Raw genomic sequence first — 25,467 nt, forward strand, 5'->3', positions numbered from 1 at the left:
AACTATTTCAAAACGCAGTCCTTAAAAAAGTGATGCTAGAAAAGCTAGAAAGCATCATCAAAAAAGTAATTGATAAATAGACCGAACGAACGGTTAGTAATCGAACCACCTGAACCCAGATTGGAGAGATTGGCTAACCCCTGGCTATAAGTAAGTCCAAAAACGGTATAATTACGTCGAATACCTACGGCTAAGTTAATGCCGTAATCCAGGCGTTTGAGGTCACTTTTAAAGGGATCTACTTTCCGGGTTAAGTCTCGCTGGTCTGGAATAATTCCGAGATTAGACGAAGTAGAGTCGTGAACAAACTCTACGGTACGGTATCGAATCGTGTTTTTGCCGTATACTCCTAAGCCTACGTAACCTCCCGCAGAAGCATAGAATTTGGTTCTTTCTCCGCCTACTTGCAAGACCAGATCAATGGGAACATCCACATAATGCAGGGAATTCCAGCTTCGATTTCGGGGAACGATGGTAGAGGCCCGGCGAGTATTATCAACTTTACGGTATACCACCTGCTCATCAAATTTCTGCTGCGACCAATAGCCTCGGGGGCTGTAACGTAGGCCGACATTCAGACTTAATAACTTAGGAACAAATTCAATATTGCGGGCAAAGCCAAACGTGAAAGCGGGTTTCAGAACAGGATCTCCGGTATTTTCAACCAGATTACGATTCATATCCGTGCCATTCAGCCCCATTTTAAAGACCCACTTCGGATCGGACTCACGCTGAGCAAATAGTGAAGTGGAAAGTAATACTAATGAGATACTGAGAAAGCAGATTTTTTTCATGTGAAGGGAATACGACTACGTGTTGGAAACGCAAAGAAACGAAAGGATTTGAGAATGGCGTGCAAATACCCGTCAGATCAATCGCATTTAACTATTTCTAAGAGCGAAAAAACGAGAAGACCGAATCAAGATCCGGCCTTATCTTAACTTATTACTGCTTTATTTCTTTTTTAGAGTCATGAGGTATTCTACCAGATCGGCCAATTCCTGTTTGCTCATATTTTCGTGCAAACCAGCAGGCATCATAGAATCCTGCTGCTGTTTCATGCTCTTCACCTGCGTCATTTTTAAACGCTGGGCAGTTCCTCCGGGGTATTTCAGGTCTAGATCCGATTCGGTTTTACTAGCCACAATACCGACCAGATTGGTTCCGTCTTTCAGTTGAACATTCCAGCCTTCAAATCCAAAACTGATTCCGGCAGAAGGATAAAGAATCGCCATGTACTGGCCTTCCTTGGGTAACTTCGATCCGATCTCGGAAAGTTTGGGGCCAAAATCTGCTCCCTGTCCATTAATCTGGTGGCAAACTGCACAGTTTTGAGCGAAGACTTTTACGCCACGTTGCACATCTCCCGATAAGCTTACCATTTCCTCGATTTTAGGCATCGGTTTTCCTACACTGGTTTCGCCACCCAGGTATGTTGCTGCTTCCTTCGGAATAGCTTTACGCCAGGCCGTTGCCACGCCCTGCACTGCATACAAAATATAAGGTTTTTCGATTTTCCCTTCCCGTAGCAAAATCAGAATTCGATCTTCACCCAGCATAGACCCGCCCAAATTCCGAGTTGCTAACTGACGCAACCATTGAGGCTGGCTCTTGGATAAAGCCAGTTGCTCCATAATTTCAATCGATTCTTTTTTTCCTACTCTACGTAAAGCCGCCAGCGTTTTTCGAGTTTTATCCTCGTCTTTTCCCGCCAAAATCGCTCTCACTGTTTTGCCTCCCCCCTGCTGTAACAATAAATTCATGGCGGTTGAACCGATATGCTCATTGTCAGGATTTAAGGCAATTGCTAATAACTTCCCATTTTCTTCGGGTAAAGCATAGCGAGCTTCATATTCCAGGTACTCCTGCTGACTAAGCGTGGCCATCAACTTCTTCAGCACCGATTTCGCCGCAGGTGTAGCTTTTACAAACTCAGGATCAAGATGTCGCAAGGCTAATCTGGTTAACTCCGCCTGACGAGGGTTATTCCCGATCAATAGCTTCATCAGAGCATCACTCTTGGCCTTTCCTGTATTGAAATCAAACGCCCGGAAATACCGTAAGCGTTCTTTTGAAAGCGACAAGCGATCATCCGCTGCCAGCTTAGCCAGAAAGGGACTGGCTTTTTCGGTACGGGCCCGCCAAACCAGATCCCGCTCGGCTTTGGTTTCAACGGGGTTTGGGTGACGTTTCAGGTAAGCCGCAAAATAGGAATCCCACTGCTCGTCGGCTCCTACCCCTAAAGCTTCCAGATACCAACGATCTTGCCCATCATACTTCTCTGCCAGATTGGCCCATAATTCCGCTGCTTCTGGTGACGTCTGATGACGTAGAGCAATAGCACACTCCCGACGAACCTGGGCGGAAGTATCAGCCGATAATTTTTTAATGAAAGGAATAATATCCGCTTGCTGCTGACGAGCCGCCCGTAAACCCGCTATCCGAAGATTCGGATTAGCATCATTCAGGGCTTCTTCAATGACTGCATTGCCTTTCATCTTCGATAAAATCCAGAAAGCACGGGCCCGCATCCGGGGGTTTCCATCCGAATGCCAAAGTTTGGTTAAGGCAGGCACAGCTTCATCTCCCATGTGCATCAGGGCATTCCAGGCTTTGTACCGAATTGCCATATTTGGGCTTTGCAGGGCGGCTAATGCACTGTTGGGGTCTTCGTAGTTATAGGAAGGAGCCGTATAAGGCCGCCCCTGGGGAGCTACGCGATACACACGACCACGCGTCTGGTCACCCGCCTGGTGCCCGCCTACGCCAGGATCGTACCAATCGGCAATGAGGATAGACCCGTCAGGAGCTACACACACATCCGCCGGACGAAACCAGCTATCTCCTTCGTTTTTAAGAATATTCTCAATGGAAGCCGAATAACCTGCCCCATCAGCCTTGACGGGATAACTCCGAACTACGTTATGCCCCGGTTCAGCATGAATCATCTGATTGCGAAACACTTCCGGTAAAAGGTTACCTTCGTAGATGACCATTCCGGTGGGTGAACCACTACCCGTTTGTAATAAATTGGGGACCACGCCGGGATCGTTCAAATGCCAGTGACGATACGGAATTTCTTCTTCCATATTGGTGCGATAGGCTGGCCAGTTTGCTCCTGTCACTTCATCGGTATAGCCATAATTTCCCCCTTCGAGGATGTAATTGATCCGAACGCCTTTATTGCCATCGTCATCATTATCCGACTGCCAGACGGTGCCGTAACTATCCACCGCTAACTCAAAGGGATTACGAAAGTTGTGAGCCAAAACCTCTACATTCTTGAAATCGGCATCACAGCGGAAGGCTACGCCCTGTTTGAGCTTACTCTTATTGCCCGTTTGAATAGGGTTACCAAACTGGTCTTTAATAAGGTTACCCTGAGCGTCTTTGAGCTGTTTGCCTTCATTTCCGAAATTGAAATAAAACTTCCCATCGGGGCCAAACACAAATGTGTGCATGCCGTGATCGTGTTGCTCACCTTCAATACCCTGAAAAATGATGGTCTTTTTATCGGCTTTATCGTCGCCATCGGTGTCCTCAAATAACCAGACGTAAGGGCTTTGCGATACAATGGCTTTATTGCCCAGCACCAGAACTCCCAGCGGAGCATTTAATTCAGGTCCCTGATACCAGACTTTCTGAACATCAGCCTTTCCATCACCATTGGTGTCTTCCAGAATGATTATTCGGTCACCCTTGTCTGTGGTAGGATTCCCGTTAATAGCTGGGCGGTAATTATACGCTTCCGTAATCCAGACTCTTCCCCTTTCATCAATATCCATATTGGTAGGATTTTGAAGCATGGGTTCCGTCGCGAACGTTCTAACTTCCAGCTCATGCGAAGCTTTTAGCGTTTTTAACGCATTTTCGGGTAACCGTTTCTGTGCATCCGTCAGAACAGAATCCATCAATGCATTGATCGTTCGGGCAATCGGATGTTGCTGAGCTGCCGTCAGCGAAAGCATTAATCCGCCCACCGACAGCACCAGCCCCCAGCGAAGGGGATGAGAACTATTTCCTTTCATAGTATCAATAAGTGTTTAGAAGTCACCTAAGCTTTTACATATAATTCGAGGAATTATACCCTTTACTTACTGAAAATAATTCTGAATTATTAAATCCAGTGTTTACGCCGGAACCAGCCCAGAACGGCCACCGAAGAAAAGAGCATCATTGCCAGTGACAACCAGAAACCAAACGCATGACCAGTGGTCGGAATGGTATCAAAGTTCATCCCGAAAATACCCGCGATGAGCGTGGGCGGCATAAACACGATGGTTACTACCGTAAAGATTTTAATGATCTGGTTTTGTTCCAGATTGACTAGACCCATAAAGGTATTTTGCAGATATTCCAGTCGCTCAAAATTGAACGTCGAATATTCCAACAGGGAGCTAATATCCTTAAGAATCAGCCGTAAACGCTCACGATGTGAATCAGGGAAAAGGGAGCTTCGGTGAATGTTAGAAAGTACCCGCTGCTTATCAATAATGGTTTCCCGCAGCAACATCGTATTTTCCTGAAGCGTATTGATCCGAATCAGTAACTCCTGGCGGGGCTTCTGATCAGCAGTTAGTGATTTTGACAATAAAGACACATCCCGGGAGATTGATTCCAGCAAATCTGCATCTGTCTCAATCCGGGTTTCGAGTAAAAGGATCATGATGTCGGCTCCCGTCTGAAAGGTTTCATCACCGGTTACCTTCATCCGTTTCACAGTATCAGCGAAGGTCTTGGAATCCCCCCGACGGTACGTAAAAAGAACGCCGTTTCTTAAAATCATAGAAACGGGATAGGTGCGAAATCCTTCCGAGTCCAGACTCAGAAAGTTCGAGTTGGCATTCAGAGAATCGTTTTGCTCAAAGAATCGGGCAGAACTCTCAATTTCAACAATTTCCTGTGGGGTTTGAAAACTTACCATGTACTTGTTTTCTACCCACTCTTCTTCTTCCTGATTAGCCGACTGCAAGTCAATCCAGATCACATTTTGTAGGTGACCTAGTTCCTTTACATCGTTTTCTTTCCGAATCTGCTTCCCGTCTTTATAGTAAATTCTAACCACGTTGCTGCCTGTTATACTCGTTTGTTCTTCAAAACAAACAACTTGTCACGACAGAAACAACCCCCTACTGAGGCTTTACTATTTTCAAATGGTAAGCGACTCCGTTCTGAGGGCTCAGTTGAAGCTCAAAAAGTCGGTGAAATAGACCAGCTCAATGTCAAAAAGAAGATTACTGCCCTGACAAATGGCATCCGTAGAAATGGCAATACACGGATAATGATGAGGTTTAGGTAAGGGAAGCCATTCAGGAACCTGATGACCCGGCCAGGCTTTTTCGTAGGTCCCACTTAAAGCTAAAAGGTGTTTTAGATACTCTTCTTTGGTTTTGACGAGTTTTTTTTTCATACTAATTTAATATAGGCGGATACCAGGATTAATAAAAAAGCCCAGCCCTTATGGGGCTGGGCCTTAGTTGCAAGAGTAGGTTAATTCAGCGAATTTTGTAATGTAACTGCTGGCATCTTTCGCGTCGAAACCAACAATGGGGGACATGATTAAAACTTTACCAAATAAATTCTACTTATAAATCCAATAATTACTATACTATTAAATTAAAGAATATTTATAAGTAAAACTCGTTTGCTGAATCAATCTAAATACTTTATTAAAACTGACGGTTATTTAACTTTTACAAATTAATTAAACATTTTTTACAAAAACCAAGTTTAACTAATTATTCTATTTGTCTAGGTGAGTTGTCTTATCAAATATTTCACCGTCTCCCTACAACTATCACTAATAGACACCCTAAGAATTTCTACTTGCTAGAGTGACACAAAAAACGGCATTACAAACCCACAATTACAATTTTCAGCTATAGACTATGTATAGACAGGGTTTTAATTCTGTATCACCTCTATCAATTCTGTAACCAATTACCTGTTACATTATGCCCTCACTTTTAAAAAAAATATTCAAACAAGTTCCAAAGGAGTATTTAAACGATTTTGAAAAACATCGTCAGTATTTAATTCGAAATAGAATTTATTTATTAACGTGGGCTGCTGCTGCTTATTTCATAGAACTAATTATTCTTAATTTTCTAGCTTATCATAACGGATCGACTTATGATGATGGAATAGATGGCTATCTTATTTATTCTCAGTTTCTAATTTTATTGTGTATTATTTTTGCTATTTATACCTTATCTAACTGGCCTAAAGATGGTCAGTTATTAGCAGGTAAAACACGATATGTTTATTACTTTAATCTAATCATTACCTGTTCTTACTTGTTTATTCGATCCTTGTTGGTTTATCAAGCCCGGCAAAGTATTGTCTTTTACATTGTATCGCTCATCACCTGTCAGGTTATTTTCTTTACTGACTGGAAGCCCCGCCTGATCATTTCACTGATAGGTGTTACTTCTATGGTGCTGATGGTTCACTCCATTCCGCTGGATAATTCCGGGGAACAGATCATTCGGATGTTTGAATGCACAGGGATGACGGTTATGCTTTTCATTGCCTCCACGCATTTTTATAACATCGAAGTGCAATCTTTTTTGCACTTGCATGTCATTAATCAACAGAATTCAAAACTGAGTACTTATACCAAGTTACTGGAAAAGGAGAAAGAACAGCGGGAAGAAAAACTGGAACAACGCAGTCGAGAGTTGACGAGTTATACCCTTCAGGAAGTAAAGTCCAGCCGTTTTCTGGAGGAAATCCGACAAACGATTTTACAGGAAAAAGCAGGTGACGTTCGAAAAATACCTCAACTGATTACGAATCATCTGCACGGTGAAGCCAAATGGAGTTACTTCAAGGATGTGTTTGAAAACGTACATCCCGATTTTTTCAATCGAATTACTGCTCAGTTTCCATCGTTGAATCCGAATGATATTCGTCTGATGGCTTTACTGAAAATGAATCTTAGTACCAAAGAAATTGCGGATATTCTGGGCATTTCTCCACAGAGTGCCAATACAGCCCGGTATCGACTCCGAAAAAGGTTAAACCTGAAACCTGAAGATGAGCTGGAGACATTGATTAGAAATCTATAACCGAAAAAGACGTTGCTGCCACAACGTCTTCCATTCCCTAGCGACTTAGCTCCCAACGCCACATGATTCCATCCTGGGCGTGTTCTACTTCTCCTATTTTCTTAAAGCCCACTTTCGTGAGCACTTTCGTCGAAGAGTTTTCTTCGGTCAGGGTGTGGGCTACGATGAGATGAACTTCAGGAAAAGTAAAGGCATAGTCCACCAGGGCATTGGCTGTTTCGGTAGCTAAACCTTTCTCACGGTGGCTTGCTTTAATTTCATACCCAATTTCCACTTCTCCTTTTTCGTTGGGCTGGCCTTTATAGCCGCAGCTACCAATGAGCAGGTTATCCGGGCGATAAACAATGAGATGGCCTCCCCACTTTTCCAGCGAAGGGTCTTTTTTCACCTGCTGATAAAACTGAGCAAACGCCGAAGCATTTTCCGTCCAGCGACGGGGCACGTTGGCTCCTATGACTTGACTTAATACGTTATTTCCAGCCAGAACGGCCTCCCAAAGATTTAGATCACAGGGCAATAGTCGAAGACGGGAAGTTTCTATCATGCAGAATTTTCAGTACGAGTGGGGTGAATATAAAAAAAAAGCGGGAAAGAGCTCTTTCCCGCTTCCGAATGACTCTAAATAACTTAATCCGTAAAAGGTACGAAATCACGGAAAGTACGTTGCAAACTCCGGTCCTGCTGTTCAGCATTCTTAGGCTTGTTACGATCCTGCCAGCCTGCATCAAGCTCCAGAGCAATCAAATCGTTTACTTTCATGGATGCTTCGAAATCATCCAGATCTTTAGCAAATGTCTGCCCATTCTGGCCCCGACGGGCGGATTTCAGGTTGTACTTCCGGGCAAAAATGTCACCCTTGGTTTGAAGTTCGTTTCGCTTTACAATAATCTTGTTTAATTGATCCACTAAGGGGCTGATCGAACGGCCAATTACTTCAGTAGCTTCCAACGTGCCTACAGTCGCAGTTGCGGTTCCACCTACGGTAGGTATGATTCTTCTGGCATTCACAGCAGAAGCCCCGTCTCCGTTGATTGTCAACGGAGTAATGGCTGTGCCTGCCCCAATACCTGCGTTCATTACCGAGCGATTTTTTTTACCCGATTTAGCTCTTCTGTATAGACGGCTTAACTCCTCCTGCTTTTCACTTAACTGAGCAATCAACTCCCAGGCCCGAATTAGGGAGGTACGATACTGCGTATAAAGCTGAATATCCTTTTCCCGTTCATTTACCGCGTTTTCTACAGTTACGTGAATGCGTTTCTCATCTCGCTTCTGACTTTTATCGATCACGAAAAAAGTAAGGTTAAAGCCCAGCGTGTCCAACGGATCTTTTACGAAATCGTAATCGGGCCGCCAGATAAATTCGTACTGTGTATTGGTATTTTTCTTTAAGGCTTCTTTGGGGATCGAGCGGTTATCTGACACAAAGGAGAACTCCTGAATATCCTGGTCACCATTAGGATCGGTCAGATACAAGGCCAGGTTCAGCGTAGTGTTTTCTCGTAGCCTGATGTTCTGTGAATTGGGAACGACGGACACCACTGGCGGTAAGTCCATCTGCGTGACGTCTATCTTTAAACGTCCTTTAGTCCGGGCTTTCGTAGGCTGATCTTCCACGTAAAACTCAACGTACAAAGGTGACGTTTTTAGTTTGTTAAACTGGGTTTGAGAAGGTTTCCAGCTAAACTCACCCTGAGCAGATAAACGGGCTCCTTCGGGTAACTGATCCGTGATAGGAATAAAAACCAAGGGATCGTGATCCGGGTCGCGAACTTCGTTAGGATCAATCTGATACGTATTCTGAACGTTGAATTGTACGTAGAAAGGCTTCAATTCTCCCACCAGTGGGGGACGGTTCACGTGTAATACTCTAAACTCTACGCTTCGGCGAGCTTCTTCTCCTCTATCGTTACTAACTTCAAAAAGCACCGAAAAACCTTTATTCCCCTGAATCCGGTCTACCAGATCGTAACCTGGGGTCCAGTTAAAATAGCCCAGCGAATCGAGCGTCATTCCTTCCAGTTGACCTTCGGGAATATTGAAATGCACCCGCGTGCTGTCCTGGTTAGGTTTGACCTGAATTTTGAATGTAAATGGCTTCCCTTCTTCCAGTACATTCCAGTTTGGAGTGCTGGGAAATATGATTTTCATTCCTGTTTGTCCGGGTACTGATGATTGAGCCTGGCTTACAGCAGACCAGCAAACTGCTACCACAAATAGGACGAAAGAAAGTCTTGTCTTGAAATGCCTTTTCATTGCGGTTATATCATGGCTAAGGTTTATTCCCTCTTGGTACGAACAAAAATGCCATTTATTGCTAATAGAGCGTATTTAGTACTAAAAAGAGGAAACGAGCGTGGCAAAAATAGGAAATTCTGAGTTAGAATAATCGGAAGCCGAAATTGGATTTTTTAAAAATTACGTTCTTAGCAGCTAAATGGTTTACCAGCGACAAAAAAGAATGAGTGATTTTCCAGTAACTGGAGTCCCACTCATTCTTTCAGGTACTATGTATCAGGCTAGTAGATTTGGCAATTAGATTGCTTTTACAATCTCCACAAAATCACGTGATTTCAGCGAAGCTCCTCCTACCAGACCACCGTCTACGTCAGGGCTGGCAAAGATCTCAGCGGCATTGGCAGCATTCACACTTCCACCGTACTGAATGGTAGTGTTATCAGCTACTTCCTGACCATATTTTCCAGCGATGTGGCTACGAAGAGCCGCATGCATATCCTGAGCCTGCTGAGCAGAAGCCGTCAGTCCCGTACCAATCGCCCAGATAGGTTCGTAAGCGATAACAATCTGGCCAAACTGTTCCGCCGAAAGGTGAAATAAAGCGTTCGTTAACTGAGTCTGAACGATAGCGATGTAATCTTCATTCTGACGTTGTTCGAGCGATTCGCCGCAACAGAAGATGGGCTTTAGACCATTTTCCAGGGAAATATTTACTTTTTCAGCAAGGATTTCATCCGTTTCTCCAAAGTACTGACGACGCTCACTGTGACCCAGAATGACGTAAGGGATACCCACAGACTTCAGCATAGACGCCGAAATTTCGCCCGTATAAGCTCCAGAAGCTTTCTGATGGCAGTTCTGAGCTCCAATGGAAACACGGCCCGTGGCGTACTGCTGCAAGGTAGATAAATACAGTGAAGGCACGCAAAGAACTACTTCTACGTCACTGGTTACTTCATCGGCAATCATATTAACCACTTCCGAAGTCAGAGCTACTGCTTCGTCAGCTGTTTTGTTCATTTTCCAGTTACCTGCAACAATTTTTTTTCTCATGCTTGAAAAAATATAAAAATCAGAAGAATATTTTTAATTAATCAAATAGTGCCTTTCTGATTCAGGAAAAGCCTTTTTTGGTTATTTATTCAGGCGACGAAAGTAAGGAAAATCCCTGAAAGTGCCGAAATGATCCTCATCATCAAAGCATACCCTCTTGATTATGAGCAAAAAAGCTTCTAAATTAAAGGCAGTTCTGTACTAAATCACGAAGCAATGAAATATGCTCTACCACTCGCACTTTGGTTCGGGCTGGTAATCGGTCTGTCAGAGCTCTGCCAAGCTCAGGAACGATTTGGCCTGCATCTTCAGGGACGTCACAAAACAACCCGAATTCCCTTCGAACTTCACTCTAATCTCATCATTGTCCCCATGAAGGTCAATGATTCTGATACGCTACGCTTCATCCTCGATTCCGGCGTTTCTACCATCCTGATCACTGATCCCAAAGTTCCCGCCGTCCGGCATATGAAACCCGTGCGGCGAGTGCACATTTCCGGGGCCGGTGAAGGGTCCGACCTATCGGCTACAGTCATGGTAGGCAACCGCATTCAAATGGGTTACATGAAAGGCTTCAACCAGAATATTGTAGTGCTGGATCATGATATTCTTCAAATTTCGGAATACGTAGGCATACCCGTTCACGGCATCTTTGGCTACGAGCTATTCAATCAATTTGTGGTTACCATTGATTTTTCCCGTAAGGAGTTAATCCTTGAAGAACCCAGCCATTACCGCTATAGAGCGAAAAAAGGCGATCAGTTTCCCATTACCATCGAAGATGCCAAGCCTTACCTCAACGCCGTCGCTCTGGTCGATAAGAAGCGAACTGTTCCCATCAAAGTCGTGATTGATACCGGAGCGGGCCACGCCCTTTCGCTGGATGTCAATTCCCGCAATCAGATTCCTTTACCTAACAAGGTCATTCGCACGCAGTTGGGCCGAGGACTGAATGGCGTTATTAACGGCAGCCTCGGCCGAGTAGAGAAAATTCAGATTGGTCATCTGGAACTGAATAACATCATCGCCTCCTTTCCCGATAGCCTGGCCTACGGAATGAAGCTCTCCAAGACCGTTGATCGTCAGGGAAATATCGGTTGCGAATTACTCCGGCGATTCAAAGTAACTTTCAATTACCCGCAACGATACATCGTTCTGAAACCCGTGCGTCGAAGAATTCGGGAAGCTTTTGAGCATAACATGAGCGGCATAGACATCGTAGCCAGAGGTTCGCATTTTGATGAATTCATGATTGAACGCGTAGAGCTGAATTCTCCTGCTTCACTGGCGGGGCTTCAGGCTGGAGATCAGCTCATTAGCGTCGATGGCGAGTTTTGCCGATCCATTACCATGTCTGATTTATATAAAATTTTCCAGCGGGGTGAAGGCAAAGAAATCATTATGGCTATCCGTAGGAAAGGCGAACTCCTGGTTACTACTTTAACCTTAAAACGAATTATCTGAGCATTTCTCCTTAAGTAACGTATAGATCACAGAGTTCAAACATAGGTTAACATTCTTGTATAAATCGCTTTATGGTTTAACAAATTAATAATTTCATTAGCCCCTTTTCGTAAATTTCTTAACCTGGAAAAAGGCTAGGCATTAATTTTTATGCCTATTTTTGGTTTAACACAAGTCAACCAAACGCCGCCACGTTTATGAAACTACGTTATCTTCTTCCCTCGATCATCTTCTTGCTGTTAAGCTCTCAGGTTCAGGCCTCTATCGATCCTCCCGGTAAATTCTCTTTTGGCGTACTCGGTGGTACACTGGGATACGGCGGAGAGTTTGGTTACCGCTACAGCGATGACTCACACTGGCAATTTCGCCTGGGTTATACGCACATCGGTTACAAGAAGCCCTTTAACGTTGAGATCAACAAAGATACCAAGGCTCAGTTTTCGCCTTTGGTACGCATGAACCTGGCTCAAATCAAGGCAGATTACCACCCTTCCCTGCACAGTTCTTTCCGCATAACGGGCGGTATCGCTTACCAGATTAATCCCAGGTACAGCGTTTTAGGGAGCTCCGAAACGGGTTTAGTCATTGATGATGTCAATATTAACCCGGAAGACTTAGGTCAGGTAGAAATTCGCTTGAAGTGGTGGAAGTTAACCCCTCACCTCGGCATTGGGGTAGGCCGGGCCGTTCCCCGCAAACGCGTAGGTGCTGGTTTTGAATTGGGCTGTTATTACCTCGGAAGTCCTAAAATTGATTTCTGGACGAATGGCTTACTTGACGAAACAACCATCCCCGATCAGATTCCCAAAATTGAGCATAACATGCGTAATTACAGTTTCTTACCCTATTTGCTCGTTTCATTACGCGTTCGTTTAGGCGATTAGATTTTATATACTTTTAAAAAATGGCCGATGATGAATCGGCCATTTTTGTTACTACTGCTGGGGCCATTCAAGTTATTAACTAAAGTTTTCCGACAAAATCGGGGCTTTGCTTTAGTTTTGCCTTTCAAATTTACCTTAGCTATTTATTATGTCATTTCGAATTGGTCACGGTTACGACGTTCATCAACTGGAAGAAAACCGGCCTTTCTGGTTAGGTGGAATTCTGATTCCTCACACGCACGGAGCTAAAGGACATTCAGACGCTGACGTGGTTTGTCATGTCATTTGCGATGCCCTGCTCGGAGCCGCCAACCTGCGTAACATTGGTTACCACTTTTCGGATAAAGATCCGCAGTGGAAAGGCGTTGATTCCAAAGTGTTGCTAAGCCGGGTGCTGGAAATGATCCGTGAAAAGGGATATGAGGTGGGTAACATTGACGTTACTGTCGTGCTTCAGGAGCCTAAGCTTAATCCTCACATCCCAACCATGAAGGAGGTATTAGCGAAGGTGATGAACATCTCAGAAGAAGATTTATCCATCAAAGCGACTACTTCCGAGCATTTGGGTTTTGTGGGCAAGAAAGAAGGAATTGCCGCTCACGCCGTTGCCTTAATTGAGCGAAAATAATAAACAATTGAGATGGCCCGCGATTGAGATGAAATTACGTAGCGACGCAATGCATCTCGTCGAGGCTCTACGTGTACCTCCAAAGAAAGACCCCTACCTTCGCCTATGCATTTTTCAGGAGACACAAGCCGTGATTGTGACTCCTGAAAAATGCTAACAAAAAAATGCCCCAAAGCAGTTACACACTACTTTGAGGCACTCGATTTTCGTCAGCCGTTTTCCTATTCGTAACTCACACGACCAATAATACTTCGGCCCAGTGTAATTTCATCGGCATATTCCAAATCACCACCAATAGGAATACCCCGGGCGATGGTGGTAATCTTCACGGCATATTGACGCAAGCGTTTCGTTAAATAAAACGACGTAGTATCACCCTGCATCGTGGGGCTTAGAGCCAGAATCACTTCCCGAATTTCATTTTTCGGATCAGCCACTCGCTCCATTAAAGATTCAATCTGCAATTCAGTGGGTCCAACGCCCTCGAGTGGGTTAATCAAACCACCCAGTACGTGATATACCCCGCGAAACTGAGCTGTATTTTCAATGGCCAGTACATCGCGGGTATCTTCCACCACGCAAATCAACTGGGCATCCCGACGGGGGTTGGCACAAATCTGGCACAAATCTTCATCAGCAATGGTATGACACTGTCGGCAATAACGCGTCTGCGTACGCATACTAACCAGAGCATCTGCTAGTTGAGATGTTTGCTGTTCTTCGCGTTTGAGCAAATGTAAAGCCAGACGGAGAGCTGTTTTTTTTCCGATTCCCGGAAGTTTACTAATCTCTTCGACGGCGTCTTCAATAAGTTTGGATGGATAATTCAAGAGAAATGCTGGCTAGTTGAATGGCCTGAACTAGTCAAATTCCCGTGGGGAAGTACCCCGAAATTTGCTTCCTGACCGGCCCATTCTTACTGTTGATTTTGTTAAACCACTTCGGCACTAATGCCCCGGTTACAAATGGCATTACGCATGGGAGCCAATTCCTCAAAGGCTCCTTTTTTCACTGAACATTTTCCTTTGAAATGAATCAGTATCGTACATTGTTCGGCTTGCTCGGGCGAATGACCGCAGACATCAATGAGGGTATCAATCACCCAGTCAAACGTGTTGACATCGTCATTGAAGACCATCAGATCATGTTCCTGAGTATCTTCCACTTCTTCCAGAACATCTACGCCTTCTTCTTCCCAAGGTTTCGGTAAGGTGTTCATCCACATGGCTATTTCCAGTAAATCAGTTACTTAATGAGAACAAATTTAACCTTTATAACCCGCATCCCCAACCGAAGGTTCATAGAAGTTTTAGATTCTTAGTTAAATAAAAACAATTGATGAAAAACGAAATTCGTGAGCTTGCCAACCGCTTCTTTACTCGACTCTACCTAAGCCTTTTACACGGCCTAATTGCCGTTCTTGAGCCTTTCCCAAAACTTCAATTTTGCCGTTCTCCTATCGCTTTTGCAAATATTTGGTCATATTTAAGGCTTATTTACGTTAGGTACCTCTATTACTCGTCCCTGTTTCATTCATGAATGCTTACCTGGCTCTTGCTATTCTCCTGGGTTATTTTGCAGTGCTGGTGGCCGTTTCGTTCTATACTTCCCGCGGAGCCGACACACACACGTTTTTTACCGCCAACAAACAATCGCCCTGGTATCTGGTGGCGTTTGGAATGATTGGCACTTCGCTTTCCGGGGTTACCTTCATTTCCGTTCCGGGGAATGTGAGTACCTCCCAATTCACGTATTTTCAGGTCATCCTGGGTTATCTGGTGGGTTACTTCGTCATCGCCACGGTACTCATGCCCATGTATTACCGGCTGAACCTGATCTCGATTTATACCTATCTGGACAAAAGGTTTGGGTTCTGGTCGTATAAAACCGGGGCGGGCTTTTTCCTGCTTTCCCGAACGGTGGGTTCGGCGGGACGGATGTTTATTGCCGTGCAGGTATTGCAACTGGCCATTTTTGATCGTTTCGGTATTCCTTTTGAGGGAACGGTCGTTTTCGCCATTCTCCTCATCTGGATTTATACCTTCAAAGGCGGTGTTAAAACCATCATCATTACGGATACGCTCCAGACCTTTTTTCTGGTCACTGCTGTTTTCCTCACCGTTTTCCTGATTGCCAAACAGTTAAATCTGGATTTTGGCTCGCTCTGGACGACCGTTCAATCCAAGAGTTACTCTAAAGTTTTTGTGTGGGACTGGGCTCCCAAGAATAACTTCTTCAAAGATTTCGTTTCTGGAGCTTTCATTGCCATCGTAATGACGGGATTGGATCAGGATTTGATGCAGAAAAACCTCACGTGCAAGAATATCGGAGAAGCTCAGAAAAACATCCTCTGGTTTTGCGTCGTGCTGGTAATCGTGAACTTTGCGTTTCTGAATCTGGGAGCATTATTACTGGTCTATTCTGAACAAATGGGTATTGCCATTCCGGCCAAATCAGATGATCTATATCCGATGCTGGCATTGGGTAATCACTTCGGACCTATTGCAGCCATTACATTCCTGTTGGGCATTACCGCTGCTACCTACGCCAGCTCCGACTCCGCCCTGACGGCCCTTACTACTTCGTTCTGCATTGATTTCCTGAATATTGAGAATTACCCCGAAAAACAACGCCAACGCATCAAGACCTGGGTTCACCTGATGTTTTCGTTTCTATTCCTGCTGGTGATTATTCTCTTCAAACAGCTCAACAGCCAATCTATGATTCGGACGATTTTTGACCTGGCTGGTTATACGTACGGGCCTTTGCTGGGTTTGTATACGTTCGGGCTTTACACCAAATGGTCCGTGAAAGATCGTTATGTGCCTTTTGTCTGTCTAATCTCTCCCCTCGTCACGTACATTTTGGTGGATCATTCGCAGGAGTGGTTCCATTATACCTTCGGTTTCGAAAAGCTATTGTTAAACGGACTGCTTACTTTCGGCGGATTATTATTACTTAAAAAGCCCGAACGCGAATTATCTTTCTAAATATTACTCCGCTAAATCTGAGTAAAAACGCTATTTCTCTATCATTTGAAGGGAAGTAGCGTTTTTTGTTGGAATATACCTTGCTTAAAATTTGTTTTTCAAAGACTTACGTTCGTTCATTATATCCAAACTGTATAGTATCTTTAAACCCAAATTTTAAGTATTCACTCCCCCAAAATCATACTATATGCCTTTTTTTACTTATCTAAGATCACTTAGATTAGGGATATGGGCTACTCTCCTGTGGACTAGTAGCCTTTACGCACAAACTCCCACTGACGGAATCATGATGGGTAAAACCCTGATTTGTAACGTTGCCAGTTATTCCAACAGTCAATGGGATCAGTATTGGGAAGGCACGCTTAAACGCCGCAATGCCAACCTTGGCACCTTTACTGGTCAGAACGTCATGCTGATGAGTGCGTACGGGCTCACCAAAAATCTCAACGTTATGGCCGGATTACCCTACATCTGGAATAAGTCCGACGGGGGTCACTTTTCTCGTCAGGAAGGTATTCAGGATCTTTCGTTGTGGTTAAAATACCGGCCTTTAAAAGCAGAAACTTCCATCGGCACTTTTGGCTTACTGGCCACGGGCGGCGTCTCTATTCCGATGAACACCTATATCCCTGACATGTTGCCTTACTCGATTGGTCTTCGTTCGAAAACGGCGTCAATCAAAGGTATTTTTCATTACAAAATCAAAGGCATTTACCTGACCGCTCACGGAGGGTACATTCGCCGCAGTAATATCCAAATTGACCGCGATTCTTATCAGGCAGGTGGCAAAGTGTATGATACCCATGAAGTGGCCGTGCCAGATGTGGTAGATGCTTCGGCTCGTTTAGGTTACATAAACAAATACGTTCAGGTAGAAGGCTTTATCGAGAACATGACTAATCAGAGCGGCGATGATATTCGTCGGCAGGACATGCCCTTTCCTACCAACCGCATGAATCAGACTTCGCTGGGTGGTATGGCCAAGGTTCATTTATACCTGAAAAACGGGACGTTCTTTTCGCTCTTCGGTCAGTATGGTCAGGTAACGGCAGGACGAAACGTAGGTCAGGCCCGAATGTATACCGTGGGTATTCAGCATACGTTTAGTGTGACAGGTAAAAAAATCATTATGTAAGCCCTTATGACTCTCCTAACCATGCCTTATAAATTTCTACGATTGTTAACCCTGGCCGGATCGGTACTTTTTCTGGCTAGTTGCGATAAAAGCGTTGACCAGCCTACGCTGGAAGTGTATGAGCCTGCCGGGCTCGACGAAAATGGGGGCCAGTGGAAAACCATTGTGCTGAGCTCTACCGACGAGGTAACCGTTTCTGCTCCACAAGCCCTCGAATCATCCAGCTATAAAGCTGAACTTCAGTCCTTAAAAGATTTAAAAATTACGCCTGAACAACAAAAAACGGTTGATTTCTGGGCTGTTGGTGGCGTTTATCGCTGGAACGAAATAGCCCGGACGCTGGCAGCTAATTATAACCTCCCACCGGTATACGACGAAATTCAGAAGAAATATCCCGTCCCCGATCCCGCGAACCCAAAGGCCGAACCTAAATTTCCCTTTTGTAACCCTCCGTATGCTTCCCGGATGTTTGCCTATCTGGGCGTAGCCCAGTACGACGCTTTGGTAGCGGCCTGGAAGTATAAATACCAATACAGTCGCCTGGCTCCTTCGAAAGTAGATGCCAGTATTACTGCTACTTTACCCGTCAGCAGTTTACCTTCCTACCCTTCCGAAGATGCGGTGGTGGCGGCGGCTTCGCTGGAAATTTTGAAGGTGATGTTTCCCGGTGAAGTGGATAAACTCAATGCTTATTACGAAGCCCACCGTAACAGCCGGATCTGGGGCAAAGCCAATGTTCAGAGCGACCTGGATGCGGGTGAAGCTTTAGGAAAAGCCATAGCTGCCAAGGTAATCGCCCGAGCCAAAACCGATGGTATGGGAGCAGCCAATAATCAGTCGGCGGTTCCGGCTATGATCTCTGCTGCCAAAGCTCGTGGATTGAAAACAGAATGGGTAAGTCTGGATGCACCAGCCCGGCCACCGATGTTGCCCACCTTTGGTAATGTAAAAACCTGGAATTTCAACGAAACTCAAAAAGTAGCCATGCGGCCCAGCCCGCCGCCAGCTTTGGGATCGGCAGGTTTTGAAAAAGACCTTCAGGAGCTACGTGGGATGGGCAAAACCCTGACCCGCGAGCAACACCGCATCGCTTCCTACTGGTCGGACGGCGTGGGCAGTTTCACCCCTCCCGGACACTGGAATCGCGAAGCCGCTAACCTGACTCGCAAGTATAAAGAAAATGAGTTACGGGCTGCCCGTACCATGGCTTTGGTAGGCACTTCGTTAATGGATGCCGGTATTGCCTGCTGGGATACGAAGTTTTATTATTATACCCCACGGCCCTTTCAGGTTGACCATGCGGTACGCTCAACGATTGGCACACCAAACTTCCCCAGCTTCACTTCTGGTCATTCAACGTTCTCGGGAGCAGCATCTACCGTTTTAGCCTACCTGTTTCCGAACGAAGCTGATGCCATGATGGTTCTAGCCAATGAAGCCTCTATATCCCGGATTTATGGCTGTATTCACTACCGCTCGGATTCGGAAGTAGGATTAACACATGGAAATGCCATCGGTCAGTACGCCATTAAGCGAGCTCAGAGTGACGGAGCCGGGCGTTAAGTCACTGATTACTTTTCATTACCCTTGCTCACTATGAAGATTTTATTTTATGCTGGATTAGTCGGTCTGGTATTATTTGAGTTAATGCACATTTATTTCATTATGCCGCTGCCCGGCAGTCAGGAAATGCCCCACTTGGAAGTGGCTTATTTTCTTAACCGCTGGCAGTGGTCCTTTCGCGTTGGGGCTGCATTATTAATTTTAATCGGTGTTATCCCAACGTTTACGGCTTACGGTAAAAAATGGATCCCTATCCTTTCTATGCTTATTACTGCCGTACTCGTTTCATTGATTCACTATAAATTGGACGCGGCAGAACTCTTTCATGAGCCGGATATGGTTCAGTTAGCCCCCGCCTCTGGTAATCACGTCGATCCTAAACATTTGGTTCTCGGCGTGGTGATGGGTAAGGAAGCCCGGGCTTATCCTATTCCGTTTCTCGCCTATCACCATCAGGTTCGGGATACTGTTGCCGGAACGCCCATCCTGGTTACCTATTGCTCCGTTTGTCGAACGGGACGTGTGTTTAGTTCGCTCGTGGATGGTCAGCCTGAAACGTTCCGGCTGGTAGGAATGGATCATTACAATGCTCTTTTTGAAGATACCCATACGCATAGCTGGTGGCGACAAGCCAACGGGGAAGCCGTGATTGGTTCATTAACCGGAACGCATTTACCCGAAGTGGTAAGCCAGCAGGCAACCCTGAGCGAATGGTTAACGCTACATCCCAACAGTCTGATTTTCCAGGGTGATCCTGCGTATGCAGCTCAGTATGAAACGGATTTCAAGTACGAAGAAGGCACGAAGACGGATGAGCTAACAGGAACCGATCATCAATCCTGGCACGATAAATCCTGGGTAGTGGGTATTGACGCAGGTCAGGCTTCGAAGGCTTACGACTGGAACCGTCTGAAAAATCAGCATGTGATTAATGATGTCGTGGGTAACGTTCCCGTCTTGCTCGTACTGGCTAAAGATAATGCCAGCTTCTTCGCCTATCAGCGACCCGACGTGAATACCACTTATCACCTCGAAAAGGATTCACTTATTACTACGGGCCATGCCTATGATCTGGCGGGACGTTCGTCTTCGGGACGATTGCGACCTCTGCTGGCTTCTCAGGAATTCTGGCATAGCTGGCGAACGTTTCATCCCAAAACCGAGAGGTATTAACTTTTCTGACGGCTGAGAATTTAGAATCTTCAGCCGTTTTTTCACTTTATCCCCAGAACACCCTTGAAAAATTTTACTTCATTTTTCCTCATTCTATGGTTTTTCCCCTGCTTTGCTTTCACTCAAACCCTTATTCAGGGACGGGTTCAGCAAACGAATGGAGAGGGCTTGCCCGGTACGGTTATTCGGGTCAGCGGAAAAACGCTGGAAAGTGATGCGGCGGGAAATTTCCAAATCGAATTACCCGCCGGGCGGCATACTTTTCGGGCTTCTCATATTGGTTTCCAGACCTTTCGGCAGCTCATTACCGTTCAGAAAAGTCCTTCGCAAAAACTGATCATTACCCTGAATGAATTCATTGAAAACCTACAGGAAGTATCCGTACGGGAAGGGGCCGACCGTTCTGTAAAACCCATGGCGGATGTGCAGGGCACGTATCTGCTTTCAGGCAAACGCTCGGAGGTCATTTCGTTGAATCAGGTGGATGCCAATATTCCCGAAAAAAACGTCCGCCAGGTCTTTGCTAAAATTCCGGGTGCCTTTGCGTATGATATGGATGGTTCGGGAAACCAGATTAACCTGGCCACCCGGGGTCTTGATCCGCACCGGGGCTGGGAATATAACATTCGCACCAACGGCGTTCTGACCAATTCGGATTTATACGGCTATCCAGCCAGTCACTTTTCATTACCCCTCGAAGCTGTCGAACGGATTGAATTGGTGCGTGGAAACGCTTCCCTGCAATACGGAGCTCAATTTGGCGGCATGTTGAACTACGTGCTGAAAGGGCCCGATTCAAGCCGGGCGGTTGCTTACGAAACCATCAACAGCATCGGTTCTTTCGGTTTACAAAGCACCTTCCATCGACTCAGCGGAACCGTAGGAAAGCTGAGTTACAACGCCTATTACCACCGCCGGACTTCGGATGGGTATCGTAAAAATGGAAATTCTATTGCTGAAGGACAGTTTGTAAGTCTGAATTATGCCTTCCGTTCTAACCTCGTTCTACGGGCTGAGTTAGGCCGGTCCTATTACCAGTATCACATTCCTGGTCCGCTGACGGATGCTCAGTTTGCTCAGGACCCGCGTCAATCCACTCGTTCCCGCAACTACTTTAGTCCTGATATTTATTTACCTTCCTTACGGCTCGACTGGACTATTTCTCCCCGAACAACTCTCCAGGCTACGGCTTCGGCTGTATTGGGTCAGCGAAACAGTGTTACCTTCGAAGGTTTTGCTACTCGGCTAGATACCATCAGTCGCGTAACGGGTCAATATGCTAATCGTCAGGTAGACCGCGATCAGTTTCATAGTTATACCTTCGAAACACGAATGCTGCATCGGTATCAAATTCAGCGTATGTCCGCTACTTTCATTGGCGGCGTGCAGTTAATTAATAACGATCTTCATCGTCGTCAGTTAGGCCGAGGTACCACGGGCACTGATTACGATCTGAGCATTACTGGTGATTATGGACGCGACATGCACTACAAAACGCATAACATAGCATTTTTTGCGGAAAACCTTTTTCAGATAACCCCTCAGTTCAGTCTTACGCCCGGCATTCGAGTAGAAACTGGGGTTACAAATCTTTCTGGACGACTGGCTTACACAGATGCTTCAGCCATTCCACCCAAATTGAGTCATCGTTTTCCTCTGTTAAGTATAAATGGCCAGTACCGCCTGAGCAAAAGTGTAAATCTGTATGGTGGCTGGGCCCAGGCGTATCGTCCAGCGGTTTTCAAGGACATTATTCCCGGTTCCATTCTTGAAAGAGCCAACCCTAATACTTCCGACGCTCGTGGTTCTAATGCTGAGATGGGGATTCGTGGAAAAGAATTCGATGATCGCCTCACTTTTGATATTACCGCTTTTGATCTACTCTATCGGAACCGTCTGGGCAGTCAGATTATTACCGAAGGAGCGAAGTCCTTTATCTATAAAACCAACATTGGAGATAGCCGCACTCGCGGGATTGAAGCCTACGCAGAATACGCGTTCATCCAGCGTCCCCGTACCCGCGTTTCAGTATTTACTTCTACATCCTACATGGATGGCCGTTATATCAAGGGTTTCGTTTCGAACGGAGCTGAGAATATTAATATCAGCGGCAATCGTATTGAGTCCGTTCCTCGATGGATCAGTCGGAATGGCCTGCAAGTGAGTCATCAGGGCTTTTCAACCACCCTGCAATACAGCTACGTATCCAAAACCTATGCCGATCCTTTAAATACGGTAAAACCATCGGCAACGGGTGGCGTAGGCCTGGTTCCTGCGTATGTATTGATCGACTGGTATGCTACTTATCGCCTCAATCGAAGCCTGACGATTCGGGGTGGAATTAGTAACCTCACTAACAAAAGTTACTTTACCAAACGTCCAACCATGTATCCCGGACCGGGCATCTGGTCATCAGATGGTCGTAGTGTACAGGTAACGGTTGGATTAAAAATCTAAAATTAACCAGCCTTCTTAATAAGGTGGCACGGAAATTCTTCACTTTTTTAGCAAAAGAATTTCCTTGCCACCTTTTCATTTTCGGCTAGTTACTATGCATTCCTTAGAGCATTGGGCAGGTCAGCAACGGGTATTAATTACCCGGGTAAGTCCTGAAGTAGACGGCGGACGTTTTGCCGTCAAAGCGATTGTAAATGATCCTGTTTCTGTTCAGGTGGATTTATTAGTAGACGGTTTTGATCTGCCTTCGGGTTACCTGCTCTTCCGACACGAATCCGAAACGGAATGGCAGCGTGTTTCTTTACAGTCGCTGGGAAATGATCGGTACGAAGCCACGTTTTACCCCCAGCAAATCGGACTCTATTCGTATACTTTCGAGGCCTGGGTAAATCATTTTCTAACCTGGCAACGAAACATTACCCGACACGCCCGCGATTTTCAGCCCGTCGAAGATGAATTGAAAATAGGAATTCATTACCTGAAACGCATTTTAGCTCAGGTTTCACCCGAAGATCACTACCTCATTCAGGAAGCCATTGGATTATTCCAAAATCCCGATCGGCATCAGGAAGCAGTTACCAAAGCTCTGAGTCAGCAAATGACGCAGTGGATTGAGAATTATCCCCTTATCGATCACGTCAGCACATATGCTCAACCCTTCCCTTTATCTGTAAGTCGGGAAAAAGCCGTTTTTTCTACCTGGTATTCACTTTTTCCCCGCTCCACTTCTACCGACCCTTTAAAATCAGGGACCTTCCAAACCACCATTGAGGTATTACCCAGAATTGCTTCAATGGGATTTGACGTATTACACCTGCCACCGATTCATCCCATTGGTCGTCATTTTCGGAGAGGAAAAAATGATACAGCTCCTGCCCAAAGTACGGACCCGGGTGTTCCTTATGCCGTAGGAAACGAGCAGGGAGGCCACGACAGCATTGCCCCTGAACTAGGCACGCTGGCTGATTTTAAGGCCTTAATCAGAGCAGCCCAGCAGCAGGGTATTGAAATTGCTATGGACTTAGCCATTCAATGCTCGCCCGATCATCCCTGGGTTAAGCAACATCCCGACTGGTTCATTGCTTTGGATAACGGTACTTTTCAAACTGCCGAAAATCCACCGCATAAATACGAAGACAGTTATTGTCTGAATTTTGAAACCGATGATTGGCAGAATCTATGGAAAGCTATTCGCGACCTGGTTTTCCAATGGGCCGAATGGGGCGTTCGCATTATTCGGGCCGATCAGCCCCACGGTAAACCTTTTGCTTTCTGGGAATGGCTGATTACAGAAACGAAACAAACCCATCCTGATCTGATTTACCTGGCCGAAGCTTTTACCAGTCCGGCCAAAATGCAGGAATTATCAAAACTGGGCTTTGATCAGAGTTATACCTATTTCATCTGGAGAAATCATAAATCAGAATTAACCGATTATCTGAAAGAGTTGACCGAAACCAACGTCAGGCATTATTTACGCCCCAATTTCTGGCCTAATACGCATGATATTAACCCATACAGCTTGCAAACAGGTCTGGAGCCCATTTTCCTGACTCGTTATTTCTTGGCTGCCACTTTGTCTTCCAACTGCGGCATTTTCGGGCCCAGTTTTGAGCATATGGTTCACGAAGCCTATCCGGGTCGGGAAGAATACCTGAATTCTGAAAAATATGCAATCAGACATTGGGACTGGACGCTCGAAAACAAACTAACGCTTTTCATCCGACTACTGAACCGTATTCGCCGGGAAAATTCAGCTTTGCAACGAACGAACAATCTAAGCTTCGTTCCCATTACCAACGATGCTTTACTAGCTTATCTAAAAACTCATCCGAATGGGAATCGCATCTTATGCGTTGTAAATCTGGACCCGCACCATCGGCAATCGGCGGGAATCCAAGTTCCGCTCTCCTTAATCGGAAAACAGGCAGATCAACCCTTCACCGTTCATGACTTATTAACGGATAACCGCTGGCAATGGCAGGGTGAATGGAATTACATTGAGCTCGACCCCACTATTTTACCCATGCATCTCTTTCGAATTGAAGATTAGTTCTGAAGAGACGTATAGCGTAGTAACGGATGCCGCTTGTTCGTGCAATGCATTTTGCTTTTAACCTGAGCTCTACATTCAGCTTCTGCGGCCTTCAGCTGTAGAGCCATGCATTTGTCTCGAAGTAGCTCATAGCTAAACAATCCTGAGCCGGAAGCGGATGAGCAAAGAAGCGATAAAAAACAGCCCTAAGTAAAAGATTACTTAAGGAGTATTTCTTAGAAAAGTACAATCAACAACTTAAGAAAACAGGGTTGGATAGAAAGATCAAAAAATCTTTTCTGAAAAATTTTATATTTTTTTTATTATCACAAATCATTAATAGTCAGATGTTTATAAAATTATTAAACGATAAGTAAAAAAAAATTTCGTTTCCCTAGGTTACATTTTGCCTTCCCGATTGATATAGGTGTGAATTCGGGACATAAAACTTAATAAAATGAAAAAAATTGCACGCCTTTCTGTATACAGCTTGTTGCTGTCAGTTAGTCTTTTCTCGTTTACTTCATGCCAGCGTGAAGAAGAAATCACTCCTACAAAGCCCAAGTCAGGAGTCGTGCAAGATGCCTCTGAAAGCGATTTCCCTCCTACTCCGATCATTCGTCGATAGGTAGAATAACAATATAAGGACACACGGAATTTCCACCTGCCCTAAAAATATAGTACTGCGTCTTTGTATCCAACGCATCCGCATTTAAGCAGTACTGCATTAGCCAAAATATCACCTTCGGAACGCACCGCCAGGCTTCCGAAGGTTTT

Annotated in this window: 19 protein-coding genes; 10 read left to right on the forward strand and 9 right to left on the reverse strand. The window is 45.3% G+C overall.

Annotated features, from left to right (window positions below):
• Positions 1 to 44: 44 nt before the first annotated feature.
• The 4 genes from QE357_RS17460 to QE357_RS17475 all read right to left on the reverse strand — a co-directional run bounded on the left by QE357_RS17460 (position 45) and on the right by QE357_RS17475 (position 5,410).
• A complete protein-coding gene (locus QE357_RS17460) occupies positions 45 to 794 on the reverse strand; it encodes an outer membrane beta-barrel protein (protein WP_309710163.1) in 750 nt (249 codons plus the stop codon).
• A 159-nt stretch (positions 795 to 953) separates the two neighbouring features.
• A complete protein-coding gene (locus tag QE357_RS17465; protein ID WP_309710166.1) occupies positions 954 to 4,028 on the reverse strand; it encodes a PVC-type heme-binding CxxCH protein in 3,075 nt (1,024 codons plus the stop codon).
• 89 nt (positions 4,029 to 4,117) lie between these two features.
• Positions 4,118 to 5,065: a magnesium/cobalt transporter CorA gene (gene corA, locus QE357_RS17470; protein ID WP_106637383.1), complete on the reverse strand. Its 948-nt coding sequence runs from the start codon at positions 5,063 to 5,065 to the stop codon at positions 4,118 to 4,120.
• 114 nt (positions 5,066 to 5,179) lie between these two features.
• Positions 5,180 to 5,410, reverse strand: a complete 231-nt coding sequence (locus QE357_RS17475; RefSeq protein WP_307141169.1) for a hypothetical protein — start codon at positions 5,408 to 5,410, stop codon at positions 5,180 to 5,182.
• 772 nt (positions 5,411 to 6,182) lie between these two features.
• Between QE357_RS17475 and QE357_RS17480 the strand changes: the two genes are divergently transcribed.
• Positions 6,183 to 7,070: a hypothetical protein gene (locus QE357_RS17480; RefSeq protein ID WP_309710171.1), complete on the forward strand. Its 888-nt coding sequence runs from the start codon at positions 6,183 to 6,185 to the stop codon at positions 7,068 to 7,070.
• 37 nt (positions 7,071 to 7,107) lie between these two features.
• Here QE357_RS17480 and QE357_RS17485 read toward each other — a convergent pair whose 3' ends face one another.
• The 3 genes from QE357_RS17485 to tpiA all read right to left on the reverse strand — a co-directional run bounded on the left by QE357_RS17485 (position 7,108) and on the right by tpiA (position 10,361).
• On the reverse strand, positions 7,108 to 7,614 hold the full coding sequence (locus tag QE357_RS17485) for a GNAT family N-acetyltransferase (RefSeq protein WP_106637380.1): 507 nt from the start codon (positions 7,612 to 7,614) through the stop codon (positions 7,108 to 7,110).
• A gap of 83 nt (positions 7,615 to 7,697) precedes the next feature.
• Complete coding sequence (locus QE357_RS17490; RefSeq protein ID WP_309710176.1) at positions 7,698 to 9,221, reverse strand: hypothetical protein; 1,524 nt, start codon at positions 9,219 to 9,221, stop codon at positions 7,698 to 7,700.
• Positions 9,222 to 9,605: 384 nt separating this feature from the next.
• The gene (gene tpiA / locus QE357_RS17495; RefSeq protein ID WP_307141172.1) at positions 9,606 to 10,361 is read right to left on the reverse strand and encodes a triose-phosphate isomerase; all 756 of its coding nucleotides are present in this window, start codon (positions 10,359 to 10,361) and stop codon (positions 9,606 to 9,608) included.
• Between the two features lie 216 nt (positions 10,362 to 10,577).
• Here tpiA and QE357_RS17500 point away from each other — a divergent pair, with 216 nt between their 5' ends.
• From QE357_RS17500 to ispF, 3 genes are all read left to right on the forward strand, one after another.
• Positions 10,578 to 11,825, forward strand: a complete 1,248-nt coding sequence (locus QE357_RS17500) for an aspartyl protease family protein (protein WP_309710179.1) — start codon at positions 10,578 to 10,580, stop codon at positions 11,823 to 11,825.
• Between the two features lie 197 nt (positions 11,826 to 12,022).
• Positions 12,023 to 12,709 (forward strand): hypothetical protein, encoded by a 687-nt coding sequence (locus tag QE357_RS17505; RefSeq protein WP_106637377.1) that lies wholly within the window; start codon positions 12,023 to 12,025, stop codon positions 12,707 to 12,709.
• Between the two features lie 148 nt (positions 12,710 to 12,857).
• Positions 12,858 to 13,337, forward strand: a complete 480-nt coding sequence (gene ispF, locus QE357_RS17510) for a 2-C-methyl-D-erythritol 2,4-cyclodiphosphate synthase (protein ID WP_106637376.1) — start codon at positions 12,858 to 12,860, stop codon at positions 13,335 to 13,337.
• Between the two features lie 221 nt (positions 13,338 to 13,558).
• On the opposite strand, the gene recR is transcribed toward ispF, so the two are convergent.
• Together recR and QE357_RS17520 are read right to left on the reverse strand one after the other, a co-directional pair.
• Complete coding sequence (gene recR / locus QE357_RS17515) at positions 13,559 to 14,167, reverse strand: recombination mediator RecR (RefSeq protein ID WP_309710185.1); 609 nt, start codon at positions 14,165 to 14,167, stop codon at positions 13,559 to 13,561.
• Positions 14,168 to 14,268: 101 nt separating this feature from the next.
• Positions 14,269 to 14,562: an ATP-dependent Clp protease adaptor ClpS gene (locus tag QE357_RS17520; protein WP_369804180.1), complete on the reverse strand. Its 294-nt coding sequence runs from the start codon at positions 14,560 to 14,562 to the stop codon at positions 14,269 to 14,271.
• Between the two features lie 310 nt (positions 14,563 to 14,872).
• Here QE357_RS17520 and QE357_RS17525 point away from each other — a divergent pair, with 310 nt between their 5' ends.
• The 6 genes from QE357_RS17525 to QE357_RS17550 all read left to right on the forward strand — a co-directional run bounded on the left by QE357_RS17525 (position 14,873) and on the right by QE357_RS17550 (position 24,708).
• On the forward strand, positions 14,873 to 16,327 hold the full coding sequence (locus tag QE357_RS17525) for a sodium:solute symporter (RefSeq protein ID WP_106637374.1): 1,455 nt from the start codon (positions 14,873 to 14,875) through the stop codon (positions 16,325 to 16,327).
• 286 nt (positions 16,328 to 16,613) lie between these two features.
• A complete protein-coding gene (locus tag QE357_RS17530; RefSeq protein ID WP_309710190.1) occupies positions 16,614 to 17,462 on the forward strand; it encodes a hypothetical protein in 849 nt (282 codons plus the stop codon).
• A gap of 6 nt (positions 17,463 to 17,468) precedes the next feature.
• Positions 17,469 to 19,025 (forward strand): phosphatase PAP2 family protein, encoded by a 1,557-nt coding sequence (locus QE357_RS17535; protein ID WP_106637372.1) that lies wholly within the window; start codon positions 17,469 to 17,471, stop codon positions 19,023 to 19,025.
• 33 nt (positions 19,026 to 19,058) lie between these two features.
• Positions 19,059 to 20,198, forward strand: a complete 1,140-nt coding sequence (locus QE357_RS17540) for a DUF3179 domain-containing (seleno)protein (RefSeq protein ID WP_106637371.1) — start codon at positions 19,059 to 19,061, stop codon at positions 20,196 to 20,198.
• Positions 20,199 to 20,261: 63 nt separating this feature from the next.
• On the forward strand, positions 20,262 to 22,655 hold the full coding sequence (locus tag QE357_RS17545) for a TonB-dependent receptor (RefSeq protein WP_309710196.1): 2,394 nt from the start codon (positions 20,262 to 20,264) through the stop codon (positions 22,653 to 22,655).
• A gap of 94 nt (positions 22,656 to 22,749) precedes the next feature.
• Positions 22,750 to 24,708 (forward strand): maltotransferase domain-containing protein, encoded by a 1,959-nt coding sequence (locus tag QE357_RS17550; RefSeq protein ID WP_309710199.1) that lies wholly within the window; start codon positions 22,750 to 22,752, stop codon positions 24,706 to 24,708.
• Positions 24,709 to 25,467 lie beyond the last annotated feature (759 nt).

The organism is Siphonobacter sp. SORGH_AS_0500, from assembly GCF_031453245.1.
GTDB lineage: Bacteria > Bacteroidota > Bacteroidia > Cytophagales > Spirosomataceae > Siphonobacter.

Coding starts and splice junctions, on each gene's coding strand:
- QE357_RS17460 (WP_309710163.1), bottom strand. CDS start 794: ATGAAAAAAATCTGCTTTCTCAGTATCTCATTAGTATTACTTTCCACT.
- QE357_RS17465 (WP_309710166.1), bottom strand. CDS start 4,028: ATGAAAGGAAATAGTTCTCATCCCCTTCGCTGGGGGCTGGTGCTGTCG.
- QE357_RS17475 (WP_307141169.1), bottom strand. CDS start 5,410: ATGAAAAAAAAACTCGTCAAAACCAAAGAAGAGTATCTAAAACACCTT.
- QE357_RS17485 (WP_106637380.1), bottom strand. CDS start 7,614: ATGATAGAAACTTCCCGTCTTCGACTATTGCCCTGTGATCTAAATCTT.
- QE357_RS17490 (WP_309710176.1), bottom strand. CDS start 9,221: ATGAAAATCATATTTCCCAGCACTCCAAACTGGAATGTACTGGAAGAA.
- tpiA (WP_307141172.1), bottom strand. CDS start 10,361: ATGAGAAAAAAAATTGTTGCAGGTAACTGGAAAATGAACAAAACAGCT.
- QE357_RS17500 (WP_309710179.1), top strand. CDS start 10,578: ATGAAATATGCTCTACCACTCGCACTTTGGTTCGGGCTGGTAATCGGT.
- QE357_RS17505 (WP_106637377.1), top strand. CDS start 12,023: ATGAAACTACGTTATCTTCTTCCCTCGATCATCTTCTTGCTGTTAAGC.
- ispF (WP_106637376.1), top strand. CDS start 12,858: ATGTCATTTCGAATTGGTCACGGTTACGACGTTCATCAACTGGAAGAA.
- QE357_RS17520 (WP_369804180.1), bottom strand. CDS start 14,562: ATGTGGATGAACACCTTACCGAAACCTTGGGAAGAAGAAGGCGTAGAT.
- QE357_RS17525 (WP_106637374.1), top strand. CDS start 14,873: ATGAATGCTTACCTGGCTCTTGCTATTCTCCTGGGTTATTTTGCAGTG.
- QE357_RS17530 (WP_309710190.1), top strand. CDS start 16,614: ATGATGGGTAAAACCCTGATTTGTAACGTTGCCAGTTATTCCAACAGT.
- QE357_RS17535 (WP_106637372.1), top strand. CDS start 17,469: ATGACTCTCCTAACCATGCCTTATAAATTTCTACGATTGTTAACCCTG.
- QE357_RS17540 (WP_106637371.1), top strand. CDS start 19,059: ATGAAGATTTTATTTTATGCTGGATTAGTCGGTCTGGTATTATTTGAG.
- QE357_RS17550 (WP_309710199.1), top strand. CDS start 22,750: ATGCATTCCTTAGAGCATTGGGCAGGTCAGCAACGGGTATTAATTACC.